Here is an 18,616-nt window from a genome sequence, read left to right on the forward strand (position 1 = left end):
ATGAACGCAAACGGCGTGCAGATCCGCATCTGCGGAAAAGTACAGGGGGTGGGTTTCCGCCCCTTCGTCTGGCAGCTGGCGCAGCAGCGCGGCTGTCTGGGCGATGTCTGTAATGACAGCGCCGGGGTTCTGCTGCGCCTGTACGGCGATGAAGCGGACTTCATCGCCGCGCTGTACCAGTACTGCCCGCCGCTTGCACGCATCGACAGTACCCAGGTTGAGCCGTTTGACTGGCCGACCATCCCGACCGACTTTACTATCCGTCAGAGCGGGAGCGGGGCGATGAGCACGCAAATTGTTCCCGATGCGGCGACCTGCCCGGCCTGTCTGGCGGAAATGAACGACCCGCAGGAGCGGCGCTACCGCTACCCGTTTATCAACTGCACCCACTGTGGGCCACGTTTTACCATTATTCACGCTATGCCGTATGACCGGCCTTTCACGGTGATGGCGGCATTCCCGCTTTGCCCCCAGTGCGAGGGGGAGTATCGCAACCCGTATGATCGACGCTTTCACGCCCAGCCGGTGGCCTGCGGCGAATGCGGCCCGTGGCTGACGTGGCTTAGCGGTAGCCAATGCGCGCAGAAAGAGGACGCGCTTCAGGCCGCCGTCGCGCTGCTGAACGCTGGCGGCATCGTCGCCGTGAAAGGGATTGGCGGTTTTCACCTGGCCTGCGATGCCAGCAACGAACTCGCTGTTGAACGGCTGCGTGCCCGTAAGCATCGCCCGGCGAAACCGCTGGCGGTGATGCTGCCGAATAGCGACGCGCTGCCAATCGACGCAAGATCGCTGTTGAACACGCCCGCCGCGCCGATTGTGCTGGTGGATAAAGCGCGTGTGACGGGGCTTTGTGACCTTATCGCGCCGGATCTGGCTGAGGTGGGCGTGATGCTGCCCGCCAACCCGCTCCAGCATTTGCTGATGCAGGCGCTGGGTCGCCCGCTGGTGATGACCTCCGGCAATTTGAGCGGCAAACCGCCCGCCCTCAGCAATGACCAGGCGCTGGCGGATCTCGCCGCCATCGCCGACGGTTTTTTGCTGCATAACCGCGATATCGTCCAGCGCATGGATGACTCGGTGGTGCGCCAGAGCGGAGAAATGTTGCGCCGTTCACGCGGTTTTGTGCCGGATGCGCTGCCGCTGCCGCCGGGCTTTCATCACGTGCCGCCCATGCTGTGTCTTGGTGCTGATATGAAAAACACCTTCTGCCTGGTCCGTGGTGATCAGGCGGTCGTCAGCCAGCACTTTGGCGATCTGACCGACGACGGTGTTGAAAGCCAGTGGCAGCAGGCGCTGGGATTAATGCAGGCGATATACGATTTTACGCCGCAGGCCGTCGTCGCCGACGCGCACCGTGGCTACCGTTCCTCACATTGGGCAGATGCTAGCTCATTACCACAGCAACGCGTGCTGCACCACCATGCGCATATCGCCGCCTGTCTGGCCGAGCACGACTGGCCGCTCGACGGGGGCGAGGTTATTGCGATGGCGCTGGACGGTATCGGAATGGGCGAGAACGGCGCGCTGTGGGGCGGCGAGTGCCTGCGCGTGACCTACCGGGAATGCGAGCATCTGGGCGGCTTTCCGCCGGTGGCGCTGCCGGGCGCTGACCTGGCGGCGAAGCAGCCGTGGCGCAATCTGCTGGCCCACTGTCTGGCGTTCGTTCCCGACTGGCAGACCTTCGCTGAAACCCAACCGCTGCAACAACAAAACTGGCCGCTGCTGAGGCAGGCGATCGCGCGAGGGTTGAATAGCCCACTGGCCTCTTCCTGTGGCCGCCTGTTTGATGCGGTAGCCTGCGCGCTGGGCTGCGCGCCGCAGATGCTGAGCTATGAAGGCGAGGCGGCGTGTCGGCTGGAGGCGCTGGCGACCACCTGCCCGGGCGTCGCTCATCCGGTGACGATGCCGGTGCGTGAAGGCCAGCTAGACCTCGCCACCTTTTGGCAAACGTGGCTGCGCTGGCAGGCGACGCCTGCGCAAAAAGCCTGGGCGTTTCATGATGCGCTGGCGTGCGGTGTGGCGGCCTTAATGCGTCAACATGCTGAACCAGCGGCAATTTCCACGCTGGCGTTTGGCGGCGGCGTGCTGCACAACGCGCTGCTGCGAGCGCGGTTAATGCACTATTTACACGATTTCACTTTGCTCTTTCCGAAGCGCTTACCCGCGGGTGATGGGGCGATTTCATACGGGCAGGCCGTGATTGCGGCAGCTCGTCATCAGCTTTAAAGGAGTTATTCATGTTGTGGAATGTTCTTCGTCACCAGCCGCGGGCATCGCTGCTGGTGTTGGTTCTGGTGTTAGCGAACCTACTGGCCTGGGGCTGGGCGTGGCAGTCATTTGGCCATAATGGCGCGCTGATGGCCGCCAGCCTGCTGGCGTGGGGCTACGGTCTGCGCCACGCGGTGGACGCTGACCATATCGCGGCGATTGATAACGTCACCCGCAAAATGATGCAGCAGGGCAAGCGCCCGTTTGGTGTGGGGGCCTGGTTCTCGCTCGGCCACTCTTCCATCGTGGTACTGGCGTCGGTGGCGATTGCCGCCACGGCGACCGCCTTCCAGCATAAGATGAGCTGGTTCCACGAAACCGGCAGCATTATCGGCACCACGGTTTCTGCCGTGTTCCTGTTGGCGATGGCGCTGGTAAACCTGGTTATCTTACGTGGCGTATGGCGCAGCTTCCAGGCGCTGAAAAAAGGGGAATCGGTTTCTGCTGACGTCCCGGTGACCGGTGGGTTGATGAATGCGCTGTTCAGCCGTACTTTCCGCCTGATCGGCAAAAGCTGGCATATGTATCTGGTCGGCTTCCTGTTCGGCCTCGGCTTTGATACGGCAACCGAAATCGGTGTGCTCGGCATCTCTGCCGCCAGCGCTTCCAGCGGCATGTCGATGTGGTCGATTATGGTCTTCCCGGCGCTGTTCGCGAGCGGCATGGCGCTGGTGGATACGCTGGATAACATCCTGATGGTCGGCGCCTACGGCTGGGCCTTCAACAAGCCGCAGCGCAAACTGTATTACAACATGACCATTACCGGAGCTTCCGTGGTCGTCGCGCTGTTTATCGGTGGTCTGGAAGCGTTGGGGCTGATTATCGATAAATTTGACCTGACAGGCGGTATCTGGAGCGGCGTATCGATGCTGAGCGACAACCTCGGCAACGCGGGCTTTGTGGTGATTGGTCTGTTTGCGCTGTGCTGGCTGGTGTCGATGGTGAACTACCGCTGGCGCAATTATGACGCGCTGGTGGTGCGCTAAGCGCAGGGAAGCCTCAACCGCAAAACAAAAAAAGCCCCGGGGCACCGGGGCAAAATCAGACTTCAGTACTTCCATGTGCTTGAGGGTTAAGTAAAACAGTGGACAGAGCGCTGACTTCTTAACTGGCGAGCGACTTCAACAAACTAAATGCTTCTTTCATTCTTTCCTCGCTGACCACGAACGCCCGTAACTGCTGGCTTTCGTCATACCCCTGCGCCAACATACCGTCGGCGCGAGTTTCAATGGTCCAGTTCAGATCCTGACGGCGGGTTTCTCCGGCCAGATGCAGCGGCAGATCCGGCGTTTTCACCTTCACCAGCATATTCGGTAGCTTCAGCTCGCCGGGCTGGCCGAGAATGTTTTTCGCCAGGCACATGGCGCTGAGCAGAATCGGTTGCAGGAACGGCATCACCGTACCGTTAATTTCCGCACAGTCGCCCAACGCGTAGATATCCGGGTGGCTGGTGCGCAGGGTGCTATCGACCTTCACACCGCGGTTAATCTCAAGGCCAGCCATCCGCGCCAGCGCCGTTTCCGGACGCAGGCCGGTGGCGGCCACTACCGCATCAACCTCAACGTGGCGGTCGCGGTCAAAGCTGGCGCGAATGCCGGTGGCGGTCTGTTCAAGCGACTGGAGCTGCGTTTTCAGCAACAGATGGATACCCATGTCGGTCAGGCGATGCTGGAGGCGACTGCTGACTTCCGGCGGCATCAGTGAGGCCAGTACGCTGGCCGAATTGTCGACCACGGTGACGGCTTTGCCAGCGCGACAGAAGTCCATCGCCAGCTCGCTGCCGATCAGCCCGCCGCCGATAATCAGCACCCGTTGGGCATCGCGCAGCGTACTTTGTGCCGCGCCAAATTCCTGCTGGCTGTTGAGGGTTAACATCAACTCTTTGCCCGGCACCGGCGGAACGATTGCCGCCGCGCCGGTGGCCAGGACCAGTTTGTCGTACTGCCATTCATGATGCTGGCTTTTGACTACGTGCGCCTCGGCGTCGATGTGGGTGACCCAGGTTTGCGGGAACAGGTTCAGATTGTACTGTTCGGCAAACTCACCGGCGGTTTGCAGGGTGAGGTCAGCGGCGGTTTGCCCCCGGCTCACCACGTGGCTCAAGTCTGGTTTGTTGTATTCGTCAATGCTGTCGGCGGCGATGAGCGTCAGTTTGACGCTCGCATCCTGTTTACGGATGTTTTTCACCAGTTGGCGGGCCGCGAAGCCCGATCCAACGATCACAATGCCATGATTCATTTTGCCTCCGTTGCCAGCACGTCGAAGACGTCTTTGCCTAATGAGCATTCCGGGCACAGGAAGTTGTCCGGAACGTCGCTCCACGGGGTTCCTGGCTGGACGTCCTGGTTCGGTTCGCCTTTCGCTGGGTCGTAAATCCACTGGCATACGCTGCACTGCATGCTTGGGCCGAGGTCTGCCGCTGCCGCTGCGGCACAGGCGCACGCTTCTTTCGCTGTGGCTGACGCGGTGTTCATTTCTGGCAGCGGCGCCAGCGCCCACTGACGGGCAATTTCACGACCGTGCTGACGGCACAGTTCCAGTGCATCCAGATCCGGACGCCATTTGGCTTTCAGGCTCAGAGACATTTCGAAACCGGCATCCTGTAAGCGGGTAGACAGACGGTCAACCGCGCCGCCGCTCCAGCCGTGAGAGCCGAAGGCGCTGGCGCGTTTGTTGCGAAAACGCAGGCCGGTCATCTCTTCCACCAGGCCGGCGATTTTCGGCATCATCACATTGTTCATGGTCGAGGTGCCGACCAGCACGCCTTTGGAACGGAAGACGTTGGTCAGGATTTCGTTTTTATCGCTACGGGCGACGTTAAAGATTTTCACCGCCACGTTCGGGTCAACTTCGTTGATACCCTGGGCAATGGCGTCCGCCATCATGCGGGTGTTGTTGGACATGGTGTCGTAGAAGATAGTGATGCGATCTTCCTGATAGTCAGCGGCCCATTTCAGGTACAGCTCAACGATCTGCGTTGGGTTGTCGCGCCATACCACGCCGTGAGAGGTGGCAATCATGTCAACCGGCAGGTTGAAGCCGAGGATTTCGGTGATTTTCGGCGTCACCAGGCGGCTGAACGGCGTCAGAATGTTGGCGTAGTAGCGCTGGCACTGTTCGAACAGTTCGGTCTGGTCGACTTCGTCGTTGAACAGGCGTTCGTCGCAGTAGTGTTGGCCGAAGGCGTCGTTACTGAACAGCACCGCGTCGCCGGTCATGTAGGTCATCATGCTGTCAGGCCAGTGCAGCATCGGTGTTTCCACGAAGATCAGCTGTTTGCCGTTGCCGATGTCCAGCGAATCGCCGGTTTTCACCACGTTGAAATTCCACTCCGGGTGATGGTGGTGGCCGGTGATGGAGTCAATGGCGTTGGCAGTGCAGTAAATTGGCGTATCGGGAATCTGAGTCATCAGCTCGGTCAGCGCGCCGGCATGGTCTTCTTCCGCGTGGTTAATGATGATGTAGTCGATATCGGCAAGGTCGATTTCGCTGCGCAGGTTCTGGACGAATTCACGACTGAATTTATGGTCAACGGTATCAATCAGGACGTTTTTGCCTTCGCGAATCAGGTAGCTGTTGTAGCTGCTGCCGCGCAGGGTTTTGTATTCAGTCCCGTGGAAATCACGTACTTCCCAGTCACGTTGGCCAACCCAATGAATGTTATTTTTAACCAGAATAGACATAGCAACCTCAATTAATTCAGCGTTTTTCAAAAAAGATGTATTGCTTATTGCAGGTTGCATGCCAACTTTTTAATTAATTGATTTTATTGTTTTATTTTGTTTTTACTCCTTTCTTGTTAGTCAAAATGACTATGCATAAAATTGTCAATATGACATCATGCATTGTCGAAATGACTATTTGAGGTTGCCATGAGCTTTTCTGTTGACGTACTGGCGGGCATCGCCATTGAACTCCAGCGCGGCGTCGGCCATCAGGACCGGTTCCAGCGGCTGATTACCACGCTGCGTCAGGTGCTGGAGTGCGATGCCTCGGCGTTGCTGCGCTACGAGGCGCGGCAGTTTATTCCGCTGGCGATCGACGGCCTGGCGAAGGACGTGCTGGGCCGCCGCTTTACGCTGGAAGGGCACCCGCGGCTGGAGGCTATCGCCCGCGCGGGCGACGTGGTGCGCTTCCCTGCTGAGAGCGATTTGCCGGATCCCTACGATGGCCTGATCCCCGGCCAGGAGAGCCTGAAAGTGCACGCCTGCATCGGGTTGCCGCTGTTTGCCGGGCAAAACCTGATTGGCGCATTAACCCTCGACGGCATGTCGCCGGATCAGTTCGACGTCTTCAGCGACGAAGAGCTGAGGCTGATTGCCGCGCTGGCGGCGGGGGCGCTCAGCAATGCGCTGCTGATTGAACAGCTTGAAAGCCAGAATATGCTGCCCGGCTCGGCAAGCGACTTCGAGCAGGTTAAAGAGACGCAGATGATTGGCCTGTCGCCGGGCATGATGCAGCTAAAAAAAGAGATTGAGATTGTCGCCGCCTCTGACCTCAACGTGCTGATTAGCGGCGAAACCGGCACCGGGAAAGAGTTGGTGGCGAAGGCGATTCATGAAGGTTCGCCGCGCGCGGTTAGCCCGTTGGTTTACCTGAACTGCGCCGCGCTGCCGGAAAGCGTGGCGGAAAGCGAGCTGTTCGGCCACGTGAAGGGGGCGTTTACCGGGGCCATCAGTAACCGCAGCGGCAAGTTTGAGATGGCCGATAACGGCACGCTGTTTTTAGATGAAATTGGCGAACTGTCGCTGGCGCTACAGGCCAAGCTGCTGCGCGTGCTGCAATACGGCGATATTCAGCGCGTCGGCGACGATCGCAGCCTGCGGGTCGACGTACGCGTGCTGGCAGCGACCAACCGCGACCTGCGCGAAGAGGTGCTGGCGGGCAACTTCCGCGCCGACCTGTTCCATCGTCTGAGCGTGTTCCCGCTCTCGGTGCCACCGCTGCGCGAGCGGGGTGATGACGTGGTGCTGCTGGCGGGCTATTTTTGCGAGCAGTGTCGGCTGCGATTAGGCCTGTCCCGCGTGGTGCTGAGCAGCGGCGCACGCGCGCACCTGCAAAGCTACGGCTGGCCAGGCAATGTGCGCGAGCTGGAACATGCGGTTCACCGCGCGGTGGTGCTGGCGCGGGCGACCCGCAGCAGCGGAGAAGTGGTGCTGGAAGCGCAGCATTTTGCCTTTCAGGAAGGGGCGCCAGCGGCGGCAGTAGAGGAGCGGTCAGTAGCGGCGGCGGTGCATAATTTACGCGACGCGACGGAAGATTTTCAGCGGCGGATGATTCGCCAGGCGCTGGATGCGAACCAGCACAACTGGGCGGCGAGCGCGCGAGCGCTGGAAACAGACGTCGCCAACCTGCATCGGCTGGCGAAACGTCTGGGCCTCAAGGATTAGAGAATCCCGGCCTGGTAGAAGTTTTGCAGGTTAATCGCGCCGACCAGACGGTGATTTTCATCTACCACCGGCGCGGCGCTGATTTTCAGCTTCATCAGCTTCTCTTTGGCGTCGACGGCGCGCGCTTTGTCGTGAATCGTCACGCCGCCTTTGGTCATTGCTTCGTTGACGCTGTCGGCGAGCGAGCCGCCGCTCACCAGCCAGCGGCGCAGGTCGCCGTCGGTAAACACGCCATGCACCTGCAGCACATCGTCACAAACCGCCACCATCCCCATCCCGGTGCGGCTCAGTTCCAGCATGGCGTCCATGACGCTGGCGTGCACGTTGACCTGCGGAATATCTGCGTCTTTACGCATCAGGTGATGCACGCGGTTGAGCAGACGCGCACCGAGCGCCCCGGCCGGATGCGAACGGGCAAAATCTTCCTCATTAAAGCCACGCGCCTGCATTACGGCGATGGCCAGCGCGTCGCCCATCATCAGCGTGTTGACGGTGCTGGAGGTGGGGGCCAGGTGCATCGGGCAGGCTTCGCGTTCAACGGAGATATCCAGCACCGCGTCGGCTGCCAGCGCCAGCGGCGAATTCGCTTTGCCGGTCATCGCCAGCAGCACGACCGATTTCTCCTGCAGACGAGGGATGAGGTAATCCAGCTCTTTGGCGCTGCCGGAATAAGAGATAAACAGCATCACGTCGCGGCTTTCAACCATGCCCAGGTCGCCGTGCAGCGCTTCTGCCGGGTGGACAAAGAAGGCGGGGGTGCCGGTACTGGCAAAGGTGGCGGCCAGCTTTTTGCCGATATGACCGGACTTGCCCATTCCGGATACGATCAGTTTGCCTTTGCAGTCGAGAATGGCTTTTGCGGCCTGCACAAAGGTCTCGTCAAGACGGTCGGGGAGGCGGCTGGCTTCCTGTAATTCCAGTAACAGGGCCTTACGCCCGGCGTCTAACAAAAAATCACTCATGACTTTCTCCGATAATTAGCGCGTCACACGGTCCAGTTTTGCGCGGCGATGATAAAACATTACGCCCATTGAGATCATCGATTGCATCATGATTGTTCGGAGTCGGAGATTTTTTTTCCCGCCGGACCAGAAGGCGCTTCCTTGCAGCGAGGCGGATGCTTTACCATATTTAACTCTTGCTGATATTGTTAAACGGAAGTCCCATGTTGAAGCGTCGCGTTCTGGCTTTACTCCCCCTGTGTGTCCTGCTCGCTGCCTGTAGCAGTACGCCGAAAACGGCTGAATCGCCGGCAACCACCTCCGGCGGTTTTCTTCTTGAACCCCAGCATAATGCGTTGATCCCGACCGGTGATTTTGCCAATAACCCGGCGGCAGAACAGTTCATCGACAAGATGGTGAGCAAGCACGGATTTGACCGTCAGCAACTACACGAAATTCTCTCGCAGGCCAAGCGTCTGGACTACGTGCTGCGCCTGATGGACAGACAGGCCCCGACCGGCCTGCCGCCAACCGGCCCGAACGGCGCGTGGCTGCGCTATCGCAAACAATTTATTACCCCGGATAACGTGCAGAACGGCGTGGCTTTCTGGAACCAGTATCAGGGGGCGCTACAGCGCGCGCAGCAGGTTTACGGCGTACCGCCGGAAATCATCGTGGGGATTATCGGTGTTGAAACCCGCTGGGGCCGCGTGATGGGGAAAACCCGCATTCTTGACGCGCTGGCAACGCTCTCCTTCAACTATCCGCGCCGCGCCGAATACTTCTCCGGCGAACTGGAAACCTTCCTGTTGATGGCGCGTGATGAAAAAGACGATCCGTTGGATCTGAAAGGCTCGTTCGCCGGCGCGATGGGCTATGGGCAGTTCATGCCATCGTCTTATCGTCAGTACGCGGTGGACTTTAACGGCGATGGTCACATCAACCTGTGGGATCCGGAAGATGCCATCGGTAGCGTGGCGAACTACTTCAAACAGCATGGCTGGGTGACGGGCGACACGGTAGCGGTGCAGGCGATGGGGCAGGCACCGGGGCTGGAAAACGGCTTCAAGACCAAGTACAGCGTGTCGCAGCTGGCGGCGGCGGGCTTAACCCCGATGCAGCCGCTGGGTAACCATCAGCAGGCCAGCCTGCTGCGCCTGGATATTGGCACCGGTTACCAGTACTGGTACGGTCTGCCGAACTTCTACACCATCACCCGTTACAACCACAGCACCCACTACGCGATGGCCGTCTGGCAACTGGGGCTGGCGGTGTCTCAGGCCCGCGGTCAGTAATTTTCCTTTCTTGCCCCTCTCCGTCCGGGGAGGGGCTTGTTACATTTTGCATCATTTCTCGCCGTTTACATCTTAGATCTCATCTCGTATTGTTATGTTATAACATAATGTGATGAGGCAAAGATGTTGACTCCTGTTTTTATGGCGTCCAGCGCGACGCGTCTGTTGTTGGCCTGCGCGCTGCTAGCCGCGCTTTGGCTGGCGGTCTGGTGGGCGGTCACGCTGCCATGATTGAACTGGACAACCTGGTCGCAGGATATGAAGGCGCGGCGATCACGCCTGCGCTGAGCGGCGTGATTCACAAAGGTAGCATGACGGCCATCGTCGGTCTGAACGGCTGCGGTAAATCCACCCTACTAAAAACATTGGCCGGATTTATTCCGCCAGTGAGCGGCGTGGTGCGCTGGTCGCCGACGCGCCCGACGATCGGCTGGCTGGCGCAGCGTCACGCGCTGGAGTCGCAGTTTCCGCTGACGGTGCTCGATGTCGTGAGTCAGGGGGCGTGGCCGCGTATTTCGCTGCTGCGCGGCCTGCGTAACGACGTGCGGCGGCGCATCCAGGCCGCACTAGTGCGTGTGGGGCTGACTGATATGGCGAAAACGCCGATCGAAGCACTCTCCGGCGGCCAGTTTCAACGCATGTTGTTCGCCCGTGTGCTGGTTCAGCGCGCGCCGCTGGTGATGCTCGACGAACCCTTTACCGGCATTGACGAGAACACGACCCATGATCTGATGGGGGTGATTCAGGAGATGCATCAGCAGGGGCAGACCGTGCTGGCAGTGCTGCACGATAACCAGCGGGTCGCGGACTATTTCCCGGAAACGCTGCTGTTGGCGCCGCAAAATGCCTGCTGGGGGCCAACTCATGAGGTGCTGCCCGCGTTTCGCTCCGTGAGGCACGCATGATCTGGCATACCTTTTTTCAACCGTTTATTGAATTTGGCTTTATGCGCCGCGCGCTGGTGGTGTGCCTGGCGCTGTCGCTGAGCACCACAATTCTCGGCGTATTTCTGTTGCTGCGGCGTATGAGCTTAATGGGCGACGCGTTATCGCACGCCATTCTCCCCGGTGTGGCGGTGGGTTATCTGGTCAACGGCATGTCGCTGCTGGCAATGACCGTCGGCGGCTTTATCGCCGGGATTGCGGTGGCGCTGGTGGCGGGGTGGGTGAGCCGGCGCACGCCGCTGAAGGAGGATGCCAGCTTCGCCGGATTCTATCTTGGCTCGCTGGCGCTGGGCGTCACGCTGGTGTCGCTGCGCGGCTCAAACGTCGACCTGCTGCATCTGCTGTTTGGCTCCATTCTGGCCGTTGATAACGACGCGGCGCTGTTTGTGGCGGGCGTTGCCAGCCTGACGCTCATCTGCATCGCGCTGTTTTATCGCGGGCTGGTGAGTGAAGCCTTCGACAGCGCCTGGCTACAGGTCAACGCGCGCTGGCTGCCGGTTCTGCTGCACGGCCTGTTTTTGGCCTTACTGGTGCTTAACCTGGTGGCGGGTTTTCAGGTGCTCGGCACGCTGATGGCGGTGGGGGTCATGATGCTGCCTGCCGTGGCGGCACGTTGCTGGGCGAGGACCCTGCCGGGAATTTTACTGCTGGCGGCGTTGATGGGCAGCGTCTGCGCGTGGATGGGGTTGAGCCTGTCGTGGGCCGCCAATTTACCCGCCGGTCCTTCGATCGTGTTGACCGCCAGCGGCGTCTTTTTGGTCTCGGTGTTTTTTGGCAAGCGAAGCCGGCTGACCGTCAGCTGGCAAAAACTCACAAGATAGGGGAAAACATGAAACGTATTGGGGTGATTCTGGCGCTGGCATTGGGGCTCTCGGCGCAAGGGGCGATGGCGAAAACGCTGAATGTGGTCAGCAGCTTCTCGGTGCTGGGCGATATGGTGCAGCAGGTGGGCGGTGAGCACGTGCATGTCGACACGCTGGTCGGCCCGGACGGCGACCCGCATACCTTCGAGCCGTCGCCGAAAGACAGCGCGCTGCTCAGCAAGGCGGACGTGGTGGTGGTTAACGGGCTGGGGCTGGAAGGGTGGATCGACAGGCTGATTAAAGCTTCCGGTTTCAAAGGCGAGCTGGTGGTGGCCTCTACCGGCGTGAAGACGCATACGCTGGATGAGGACGGGAAAACCGTGACCGATCCCCATGCCTGGAACAGCGCAGCTAACGGTGCGCTGTATGCGAAAAATATCATGAACGGGCTGATAAAAGCCGACCCGGAGGATAGCGCAGCGCTGAAGGCTTCCGGTGAACGCTATATCGCCCAGTTAAACGATATTCATCATTGGGCGAAAAGTCAGTTCGACGGTATTGCGCAAGCGAAGCGTAAAGTCCTGACCAGCCACGATGCTTTTGGCTACTTCTCCCGCGCTTACGGTGTAACTTTCCTGGCTCCGCAGGGGCTGTCGTCGGAAAGCGAAGCTAGCGCGGCGCAGGTGGCAGCGCTGATCAAGCAGATTAAAGCTGACGGCGTGCACACCTGGTTTATGGAAAATCAGCTCGACCCGCGGTTGGTGAAGCAGATTGCTACTGCCACCGGTTCACAGCCGGGCGGCGAACTGTACCCCGAAGCGTTGTCTGCGCCCGGCGGCGTGGCGGACAGCTACGTGAAGATGCTGCGTCATAACGTGAAGCTGATTGCGGATAGCATGCGCTGAGTCTTACTCTTTTTGCCCCGGTTTAGCCGGGGCGATACATTTTCTGAAGCCCCCTCGTAAAATCGTCATCCCGTCCCCACATCTCTGTTGAAAGTGCTATCTTTGATGGCCTCTTTATCGGGCTTAAGCGGAGCGACAATGACAGATTCAGAATTACTGCTGCTAAGCGAGCAGGTAGGCCTGGCGCTGAAGGCGCGCGGCGCGACCATGACCACCGCAGAGTCCTGCACTGGCGGCTGGATTGCGAAAACTATCACCGACGTGGCGGGCAGCTCCGCGTGGTTTGAGCGCGGTTTTGTCACCTACAGCAATGAAGCGAAATCGCAGATGATCGGCGTACGTGAAGTGACGCTGGAGCAGCACGGCGCGGTCAGCGAACCGGTCGTTGTCGAAATGGCGATTGGCGCACTGCGCGCGGCGCGCGCCGACTTCGCGGTCTCGGTCAGCGGCATCGCCGGGCCGGACGGCGGCAGTGCGGAAAAGCCGGTCGGTACCGTCTGGTTTGGCGTTGCTAGCGCGAACGGGCAGGGCGTGACCCAGCGCGAATGCTTCTCTGGCGACCGTGAATCGGTGCGTCGTCAGGCGACGGCTTACGCGCTAAAACTCCTCTGGCAACAATTTCTACAAAATACTTGATACTGTATGACCATACAGTATAATTGCCTCAACAGAACAGAATTCACTATCCGGTAACACCCGGTATGACAGGAGTAATAATGGCTATCGACGAAAACAAACAGAAAGCGTTGGCGGCAGCGCTGGGCCAGATCGAAAAGCAATTCGGTAAAGGCTCCATCATGCGTCTGGGTGAAGATCGCACCATGGATGTGGAAACCATTTCTACCGGTTCGCTGTCCCTGGATATCGCGCTGGGCGCTGGCGGCCTGCCAATGGGCCGTATTGTCGAAATCTACGGGCCAGAATCCTCCGGTAAAACGACGCTGACGCTGCAGGTTATCGCCGCGGCGCAGCGCGAAGGTAAAACCTGTGCGTTCATCGATGCGGAACACGCGCTGGATCCAGTGTATGCGCGTAAGCTGGGCGTCGATATCGACAACCTGCTGTGCTCCCAGCCGGACACCGGTGAGCAGGCGCTGGAAATCTGTGACGCGCTGGCGCGTTCTGGCGCGGTAGACGTTATCGTGGTCGACTCCGTCGCGGCGCTGACGCCGAAAGCGGAAATTGAAGGTGAAATCGGCGACTCTCACATGGGCCTGGCGGCGCGTATGATGAGTCAGGCGATGCGTAAGCTGGCGGGTAACCTGAAGCAGTCCAATACGCTGCTGATCTTCATCAACCAGATCCGTATGAAAATTGGCGTGATGTTCGGTAACCCGGAAACCACCACCGGCGGTAACGCGCTGAAATTCTACGCCTCCGTTCGTCTGGATATCCGTCGTATCGGCGCGGTGAAAGAAGGCGATAATGTCGTCGGCAGCGAAACCCGCGTGAAGGTCGTGAAAAACAAAATCGCGGCGCCGTTCAAACAGGCTGAATTCCAGATCCTCTACGGTGAAGGCATCAACTTCTTTGGCGAGCTGGTCGATCTGGGCGTGAAAGAGAAGCTGATTGAGAAAGCGGGCGCCTGGTACAGCTACAACGGCGACAAAATTGGTCAGGGTAAAGCGAACGCTATCTCCTGGCTGAAAGAGAACCCGGCGGCGGCAAAAGAAATTGAGAAGAAAGTTCGTGAACTGCTGCTCAATAACCAGGACGACAAACCTGACTTCGTTGTTGATAACAACAGCGTTGAAGAAACCAACGAAGACTTCTGATAACCTCGGAATCGACACTAAGGGCTGCTTATGCAGCCCTTTTGCATTTATCACGATGGCAGGATAACGATGACCGAAAACTCACCGCGCCGTTCCGCCTATGCTCGTCTGCTGGATCGCGCTATCCGTATTCTGGCGATGCGCGACCACAGCGAACAGGAGCTGCGGCGCAAGCTTACCGCCCCGGTGATGGGGAAAAATGGTCCGGAGCCTATCGATGCGCCGCCCGAAGATGTTGAAAAGGTGGTGGCATGGTGCTTTGAAAACCGCTATCTCGATGATAGCCGCTTCGTGCAGCAGTTTATGGCCGGGCGCAGCCGCAAAGGTTATGGGCCCGCACGCATTCGTCAGGAGCTGGGCCAGAAGGGAATTGCCCGTGAGGTGATTGAACAGGCGATGCGTGAATGCGAAATCGACTGGGCCGCGCAGGCGCGCGAACAGGCCCAGCGAAAATATGGCGAACCGCTGCCAACCGTCTTCGCTGAGAAGGTCAAAATTCAACGTTTTTTGCTTTACCGCGGCTACCTGATGGAAGATATCCAGGAAATATGGCGAAATTTTGCTGATTGACCCCACTCGGGATTTTACTTCCCACTAAAGAAAACTTATCTTATTCCCACTTTTTCCGTCCGGGCGCAGGTCGTTTTATCGCGATTAGCGTCTACGACGAATATTCCTTAAATACACAAAATCATTCAAGCCGCACCAAGGCGGCAAGTGAGTGAACCCCCTGAGCGTGCATCAGTAGGTGACTGGGGTGAACGAGCGCAGCCAACGCAGAGGCGGTTTGAAGGATGAAGTGTAGCTTGATTTCAGGATAATTATGAGCAAGAGCACCGCTGAGATCCGTCAGGCGTTTCTCGACTTTTTCCATAGTAAAGGCCATCAGGTAGTTGCCAGCAGCTCCCTGGTACCGAATAACGACCCCACTCTGTTGTTTACCAACGCCGGGATGAACCAGTTCAAGGACGTGTTCCTCGGTCTCGACAAACGTAATTATTCTCGCGCGACCACCGCGCAGCGTTGCGTGCGTGCGGGCGGTAAACACAACGACCTGGAAAACGTCGGCTACACCGCGCGTCACCATACCTTCTTCGAAATGCTGGGTAACTTCAGCTTCGGCGACTACTTCAAACACGACGCTATCCAGTACGCATGGGAACTGCTGACCGGTGAAAACTGGTTCGCCCTGCCGAAAGAGCGTCTGTGGGTCACCGTGTATGAAACCGATGATGAAGCATACGAAATCTGGGAAAAAGAAGTCGGTATCCCGCGTGAGCGCATTATCCGTATCGGCGACAACAAAGGCGCGCCGTACGCATCCGATAACTTCTGGCAGATGGGTGACACTGGTCCTTGCGGCCCGTGCACCGAGATCTTCTACGATCACGGCGACCACATCTGGGGCGGGCCTCCGGGATCCCCGGAAGAAGACGGCGACCGCTACATTGAGATCTGGAACATCGTCTTCATGCAGTTCAACCGTCAGGCTGATGGCACCATGGAACCGCTGCCGAAGCCGTCCGTGGACACCGGTATGGGTCTGGAGCGTATTACTGCTGTCCTGCAGCATGTTAACTCCAACTACGAAATCGATCTGTTCCGTAAGCTGATTGATGCCGTCGCGAAAGTGACCGGCGCAACCGATCTGAGCAACAAATCGCTGCGCGTTATCGCGGACCATATTCGTTCCTGTGCTTTCCTGATCGCCGACGGCGTGATGCCGTCTAACGAAAGCCGCGGCTACGTGCTGCGTCGTATCATTCGTCGCGCAATCCGCCACGGCAATATGCTGGGCGCGAAAGACACCTTCTTCTACAAGCTGGTTGGCCCGCTGGTAGAGGTGATGGGTGCCGCAGGCGAAGAGCTGAAACGTCAGCAGGCGCAGGTTGAGCAGGTTCTGAAAACCGAAGAAGAGCAGTTTGCTCGTACCCTGGAGCGCGGTCTGGCGCTGCTCGATGAAGAGCTGGCAAAACTGACCGGCGATACGCTGGACGGCGAAACCGCTTTCCGTCTGTACGACACCTACGGCTTCCCGGTTGACCTGACGGCAGACGTTTGCCGTGAGCGCAACATCAAAGTTGACGAAGCGGGCTTCGAAGCGGCGATGGAAGAACAGCGCCGTCGTGCGCGTGAGTCCAGCGGTTTTGGCGCGGACTATAACGCAATGATCCGTGTTGACGGTGCGTCCGAATTTAAAGGCTACGACCATCTGGAACTGAACGGTAAAGTCACTGCGCTGTTTGTTGATGGTAAAGCGGTAGAGTCTATCGCTGCGGGCCAGGAAGCCGTTGTCGTTCTGGACCAGACGCCGTTCTACGCGGAGTCCGGCGGCCAGGTTGGCGATAAAGGTGAGCTGAAAGGCGCGGGCTTTAGCTTTGCGGTCAGCGATACTCAAAAATATGGTCAGGCTATCGGCCACCTCGGCAAGCTGGCAACCGGCGCGCTAAAAGTGGGTGATGGTGTGCAGGCTGATGTCGATGAAGCGCGTCGCGCTCGCATCCGTCTGAACCACTCCGCAACGCACCTGATGCATGCGGCGCTGCGCCAGGTTCTGGGCACTCACGTTGCGCAGAAAGGCTCTCTGGTTAACGATAAAGTGCTGCGTTTCGACTTCTCTCACTTCGAAGCGATGAAGCCGGAAGAGATTCGTGCTGTTGAAGATCTGGTCAACGCCCAGATTCGTCGCAACCTGCCTGTTGAAACCAACATCATGGATCTGGAAGCGGCGAAAGCTAAGGGTGCGATGGCGCTGTTTGGTGAGAAATATGACGACCACGTGCGCGTACTGAGCATGGGCGACTTCTCAACCGAGCTGTGCGGCGGTACTCACGCTTCCCGTACGGGTGATATTGGTCTGTTCCGCATTGTGTCCGAATCGGGTACTGCCGCAGGTGTACGTCGTATTGAAGCCGTAACCGGTGAAGGTGCCATTGCCTCTGTGCATGCGGAAAGCGATCGCTTAAGCGACATCGCCCAACTGCTGAAAGGCGATAGCCACAATCTGACGGAGAAGGTTCGTACCGTTATCGAGCGTACCCGTCAGTTGGAAAAAGAGCTTCAGCAGCTGAAAGAGCAGGCGGCAGCACAGGAAAGCGCGAATCTTTCCAGCAAAGCTGAGACGATTAACGGCGTTAACCTGCTGGTGAGCGAGCTCGCTGGCGTTGAGCCGAAAATGCTGCGTACCATGGTCGACGATCTGAAGAACCAGTTGGGTTCTGCGATTATCGTGCTGGCGACGGTAGCGGAAGGTAAGGTTTCTCTGATTGCCGGTGTGTCTAAGGATGTAACAGACCGTGTGAAAGCAGGGGAGCTGATTGGTATGGTCGCTCAGCAGGTGGGCGGCAAAGGGGGCGGTCGTCCGGATATGGCGCAAGCTGGCGGTACCGACGCGTCTGCACTCCCTGCTGCACTGGCCAGCGTGAAAGGCTGGGTAAGCGCTAAACTGTAATAACAATAAACGCACGCAGACGCCTTAACGTTATCTGTTACGGCGTCTTGCATATGCGGTACTGATAACGATAAAGTCAGGTTGAAGTCATGTAGATCGGCTAGACTTACATTTAACAGAATGTGATGCCGTGACTGCTTACACGTGAAGGTGTTTGTCATCGCTGACCTTTTGGCGTTATATGATGGAAAATGCCGGGATACAGAGAGACCCGACTCTTTTAATCTTTCAAGGAGCAAAGAATGCTGATTCTGACTCGTCGAGTTGGTGAGACCCTCATGATTGGAGATGAGGTCACTGTGACAGTTTTAGGGGTGAAGGGTAACCAGGTGCGCATCGGCGTAAATGCCCCGAAAGAAGTCTCTGTTCACCGTGAAGAGATCTACCAGCGTATCCAGGCTGAAAAATCCCAGCAGTCCAATTACTAAGTTCTCGCGTCTCACCCAGTGGGTGAGACGCAAATCCCACCCCTTGTCTCGTTTTATCCTCTGTATTAACCATTTTTTCTTCTGCTTATCTCTTTGATGTCATTTTCCCAGGTTACCGTTTTGCGGCCTTCATCGCGTTTTATCTGTTGATAAAACATCCGTTCTGCTTTTTTTAACACCTGATTGCCTGTGAAATGTGCAAACGAAAAAAATCTGCGGAAAATTGTTTGACTTATAAGTCCCAGAAAGTAATATGTGCGCCACACAGCGACGATGAGCAGAAACAAGTTCTTCGAAGCACTCGCAAGAGGTGTTGTTGGTGAGGTGGCCGAGAGGCTGAAGGCGCTCCCCTGCTAAGGGAGTATGCGGTCAAAAGCTGCATCCGGGGTTCGAATCCCCGCCTCACCGCCATTTGC

Annotated in this window: 15 protein-coding genes and 1 tRNA gene; 13 read left to right on the forward strand and 3 right to left on the reverse strand. The window is 58.1% G+C overall.

Annotated elements, in window-relative coordinates; all coding sequences use genetic code 11:
* Both hypF and GY169_RS05235 read left to right on the forward strand, forming a co-directional pair.
* Entirely contained in the window at positions 1–2,226 is a 2,226-nt protein-coding gene (gene hypF / locus GY169_RS05230; protein ID WP_167575161.1) for a carbamoyltransferase HypF, read from the forward strand.
* A gap of 11 nt (positions 2,227–2,237) precedes the next feature.
* Complete coding sequence (locus tag GY169_RS05235) at positions 2,238–3,254, forward strand: HoxN/HupN/NixA family nickel/cobalt transporter (protein ID WP_167575162.1); 1,017 nt, start codon at positions 2,238–2,240, stop codon at positions 3,252–3,254.
* Between the two features lie 118 nt (positions 3,255–3,372).
* Here the strand turns inward: GY169_RS05235 and norW are convergent, their stop codons facing one another.
* Complete coding sequence (gene norW / locus GY169_RS05240; protein WP_167575163.1) at positions 3,373–4,506, reverse strand: NADH:flavorubredoxin reductase NorW; 1,134 nt, start codon at positions 4,504–4,506, stop codon at positions 3,373–3,375.
* Positions 4,503–5,951, reverse strand: a complete 1,449-nt coding sequence (gene norV / locus GY169_RS05245) for an anaerobic nitric oxide reductase flavorubredoxin (RefSeq protein ID WP_163446267.1) — start codon at positions 5,949–5,951, stop codon at positions 4,503–4,505. The genes norW and norV overlap by 4 nt, the downstream gene beginning before the upstream one ends.
* Positions 5,952–6,140: 189 nt before the next feature.
* Here norV and norR point away from each other — a divergent pair, with 189 nt between their 5' ends.
* A complete protein-coding gene (norR, locus tag GY169_RS05250) occupies positions 6,141–7,658 on the forward strand; it encodes a nitric oxide reductase transcriptional regulator NorR (protein ID WP_167575164.1) in 1,518 nt (505 codons plus the stop codon).
* Here norR and gutQ read toward each other — a convergent pair.
* Positions 7,655–8,620, reverse strand: coding sequence for an arabinose-5-phosphate isomerase GutQ (gene gutQ, locus GY169_RS05255; protein WP_064543201.1), 966 nt, complete (start codon positions 8,618–8,620; stop codon positions 7,655–7,657). The genes norR and gutQ overlap by 4 nt on opposite strands.
* A 203-nt stretch (positions 8,621–8,823) precedes the next feature.
* On the opposite strand from gutQ, the gene mltB reads away from it, so the two are divergent.
* The 10 genes from mltB (at position 8,824) to GY169_RS05305 (ending at position 18,611) form a co-directional block, all read left to right on the forward strand.
* A complete protein-coding gene (gene mltB / locus GY169_RS05260) occupies positions 8,824–9,894 on the forward strand; it encodes a lytic murein transglycosylase B (protein ID WP_167575165.1) in 1,071 nt (356 codons plus the stop codon).
* Between the two features lie 194 nt (positions 9,895–10,088).
* Positions 10,089–10,799 carry a metal ABC transporter ATP-binding protein gene (locus GY169_RS05265; protein WP_167575166.1) on the forward strand — a complete coding sequence of 237 codons (711 nt, stop codon included), beginning with the start codon at positions 10,089–10,091 and terminating at the stop codon, positions 10,797–10,799.
* Positions 10,796–11,659, forward strand: a complete 864-nt coding sequence (locus GY169_RS05270) for a metal ABC transporter permease (protein WP_167575167.1) — start codon at positions 10,796–10,798, stop codon at positions 11,657–11,659. Before GY169_RS05265 ends, GY169_RS05270 begins: the two co-directional genes overlap by 4 nt.
* Positions 11,660–11,667: 8 nt before the next feature.
* A complete protein-coding gene (locus GY169_RS05275; protein WP_163446261.1) occupies positions 11,668–12,546 on the forward strand; it encodes a metal ABC transporter substrate-binding protein in 879 nt (292 codons plus the stop codon).
* Between the two features lie 138 nt (positions 12,547–12,684).
* Positions 12,685–13,182 carry a nicotinamide-nucleotide amidase gene (pncC, locus tag GY169_RS05280; protein WP_163446260.1) on the forward strand — a complete coding sequence of 166 codons (498 nt, stop codon included), beginning with the start codon at positions 12,685–12,687 and terminating at the stop codon, positions 13,180–13,182.
* A gap of 80 nt (positions 13,183–13,262) precedes the next feature.
* Positions 13,263–14,321, forward strand: a complete 1,059-nt coding sequence (gene recA, locus GY169_RS05285) for a recombinase RecA (protein WP_163446259.1) — start codon at positions 13,263–13,265, stop codon at positions 14,319–14,321.
* A 69-nt stretch (positions 14,322–14,390) separates the two neighbouring features.
* Entirely contained in the window at positions 14,391–14,891 is a 501-nt protein-coding gene (gene recX, locus GY169_RS05290; RefSeq protein ID WP_167575168.1) for a recombination regulator RecX, read from the forward strand.
* A 253-nt stretch (positions 14,892–15,144) separates the two neighbouring features.
* Entirely contained in the window at positions 15,145–17,772 is a 2,628-nt protein-coding gene (gene alaS, locus GY169_RS05295; RefSeq protein ID WP_167575170.1) for an alanine--tRNA ligase, read from the forward strand.
* 242 nt (positions 17,773–18,014) lie between these two features.
* Positions 18,015–18,200 carry a carbon storage regulator CsrA gene (gene csrA / locus GY169_RS05300; protein ID WP_007370562.1) on the forward strand — a complete coding sequence of 62 codons (186 nt, stop codon included), beginning with the start codon at positions 18,015–18,017 and terminating at the stop codon, positions 18,198–18,200.
* A gap of 318 nt (positions 18,201–18,518) precedes the next feature.
* A tRNA-Ser gene (locus GY169_RS05305) sits at positions 18,519–18,611 on the forward strand.
* Positions 18,612–18,616: the final 5 nt, after the last annotated feature.

Source organism: Kluyvera genomosp. 3 (assembly GCF_011765685.1).
Lineage (GTDB): Bacteria > Pseudomonadota > Gammaproteobacteria > Enterobacterales > Enterobacteriaceae > Kluyvera > Kluyvera georgiana_A.

Coding starts and splice junctions, on each gene's coding strand:
- hypF (WP_167575161.1), top strand. CDS start 1: ATGAACGCAAACGGCGTGCAGATCCGCATCTGCGGAAAAGTACAGGGG.
- GY169_RS05235 (WP_167575162.1), top strand. CDS start 2,238: ATGTTGTGGAATGTTCTTCGTCACCAGCCGCGGGCATCGCTGCTGGTG.
- norW (WP_167575163.1), bottom strand. CDS start 4,506: ATGAATCATGGCATTGTGATCGTTGGATCGGGCTTCGCGGCCCGCCAA.
- norV (WP_163446267.1), bottom strand. CDS start 5,951: ATGTCTATTCTGGTTAAAAATAACATTCATTGGGTTGGCCAACGTGAC.
- norR (WP_167575164.1), top strand. CDS start 6,141: ATGAGCTTTTCTGTTGACGTACTGGCGGGCATCGCCATTGAACTCCAG.
- gutQ (WP_064543201.1), bottom strand. CDS start 8,620: ATGAGTGATTTTTTGTTAGACGCCGGGCGTAAGGCCCTGTTACTGGAA.
- mltB (WP_167575165.1), top strand. CDS start 8,824: ATGTTGAAGCGTCGCGTTCTGGCTTTACTCCCCCTGTGTGTCCTGCTC.
- GY169_RS05270 (WP_167575167.1), top strand. CDS start 10,796: ATGATCTGGCATACCTTTTTTCAACCGTTTATTGAATTTGGCTTTATG.
- GY169_RS05275 (WP_163446261.1), top strand. CDS start 11,668: ATGAAACGTATTGGGGTGATTCTGGCGCTGGCATTGGGGCTCTCGGCG.
- pncC (WP_163446260.1), top strand. CDS start 12,685: ATGACAGATTCAGAATTACTGCTGCTAAGCGAGCAGGTAGGCCTGGCG.
- recA (WP_163446259.1), top strand. CDS start 13,263: ATGGCTATCGACGAAAACAAACAGAAAGCGTTGGCGGCAGCGCTGGGC.
- recX (WP_167575168.1), top strand. CDS start 14,391: ATGACCGAAAACTCACCGCGCCGTTCCGCCTATGCTCGTCTGCTGGAT.
- alaS (WP_167575170.1), top strand. CDS start 15,145: ATGAGCAAGAGCACCGCTGAGATCCGTCAGGCGTTTCTCGACTTTTTC.
- csrA (WP_007370562.1), top strand. CDS start 18,015: ATGCTGATTCTGACTCGTCGAGTTGGTGAGACCCTCATGATTGGAGAT.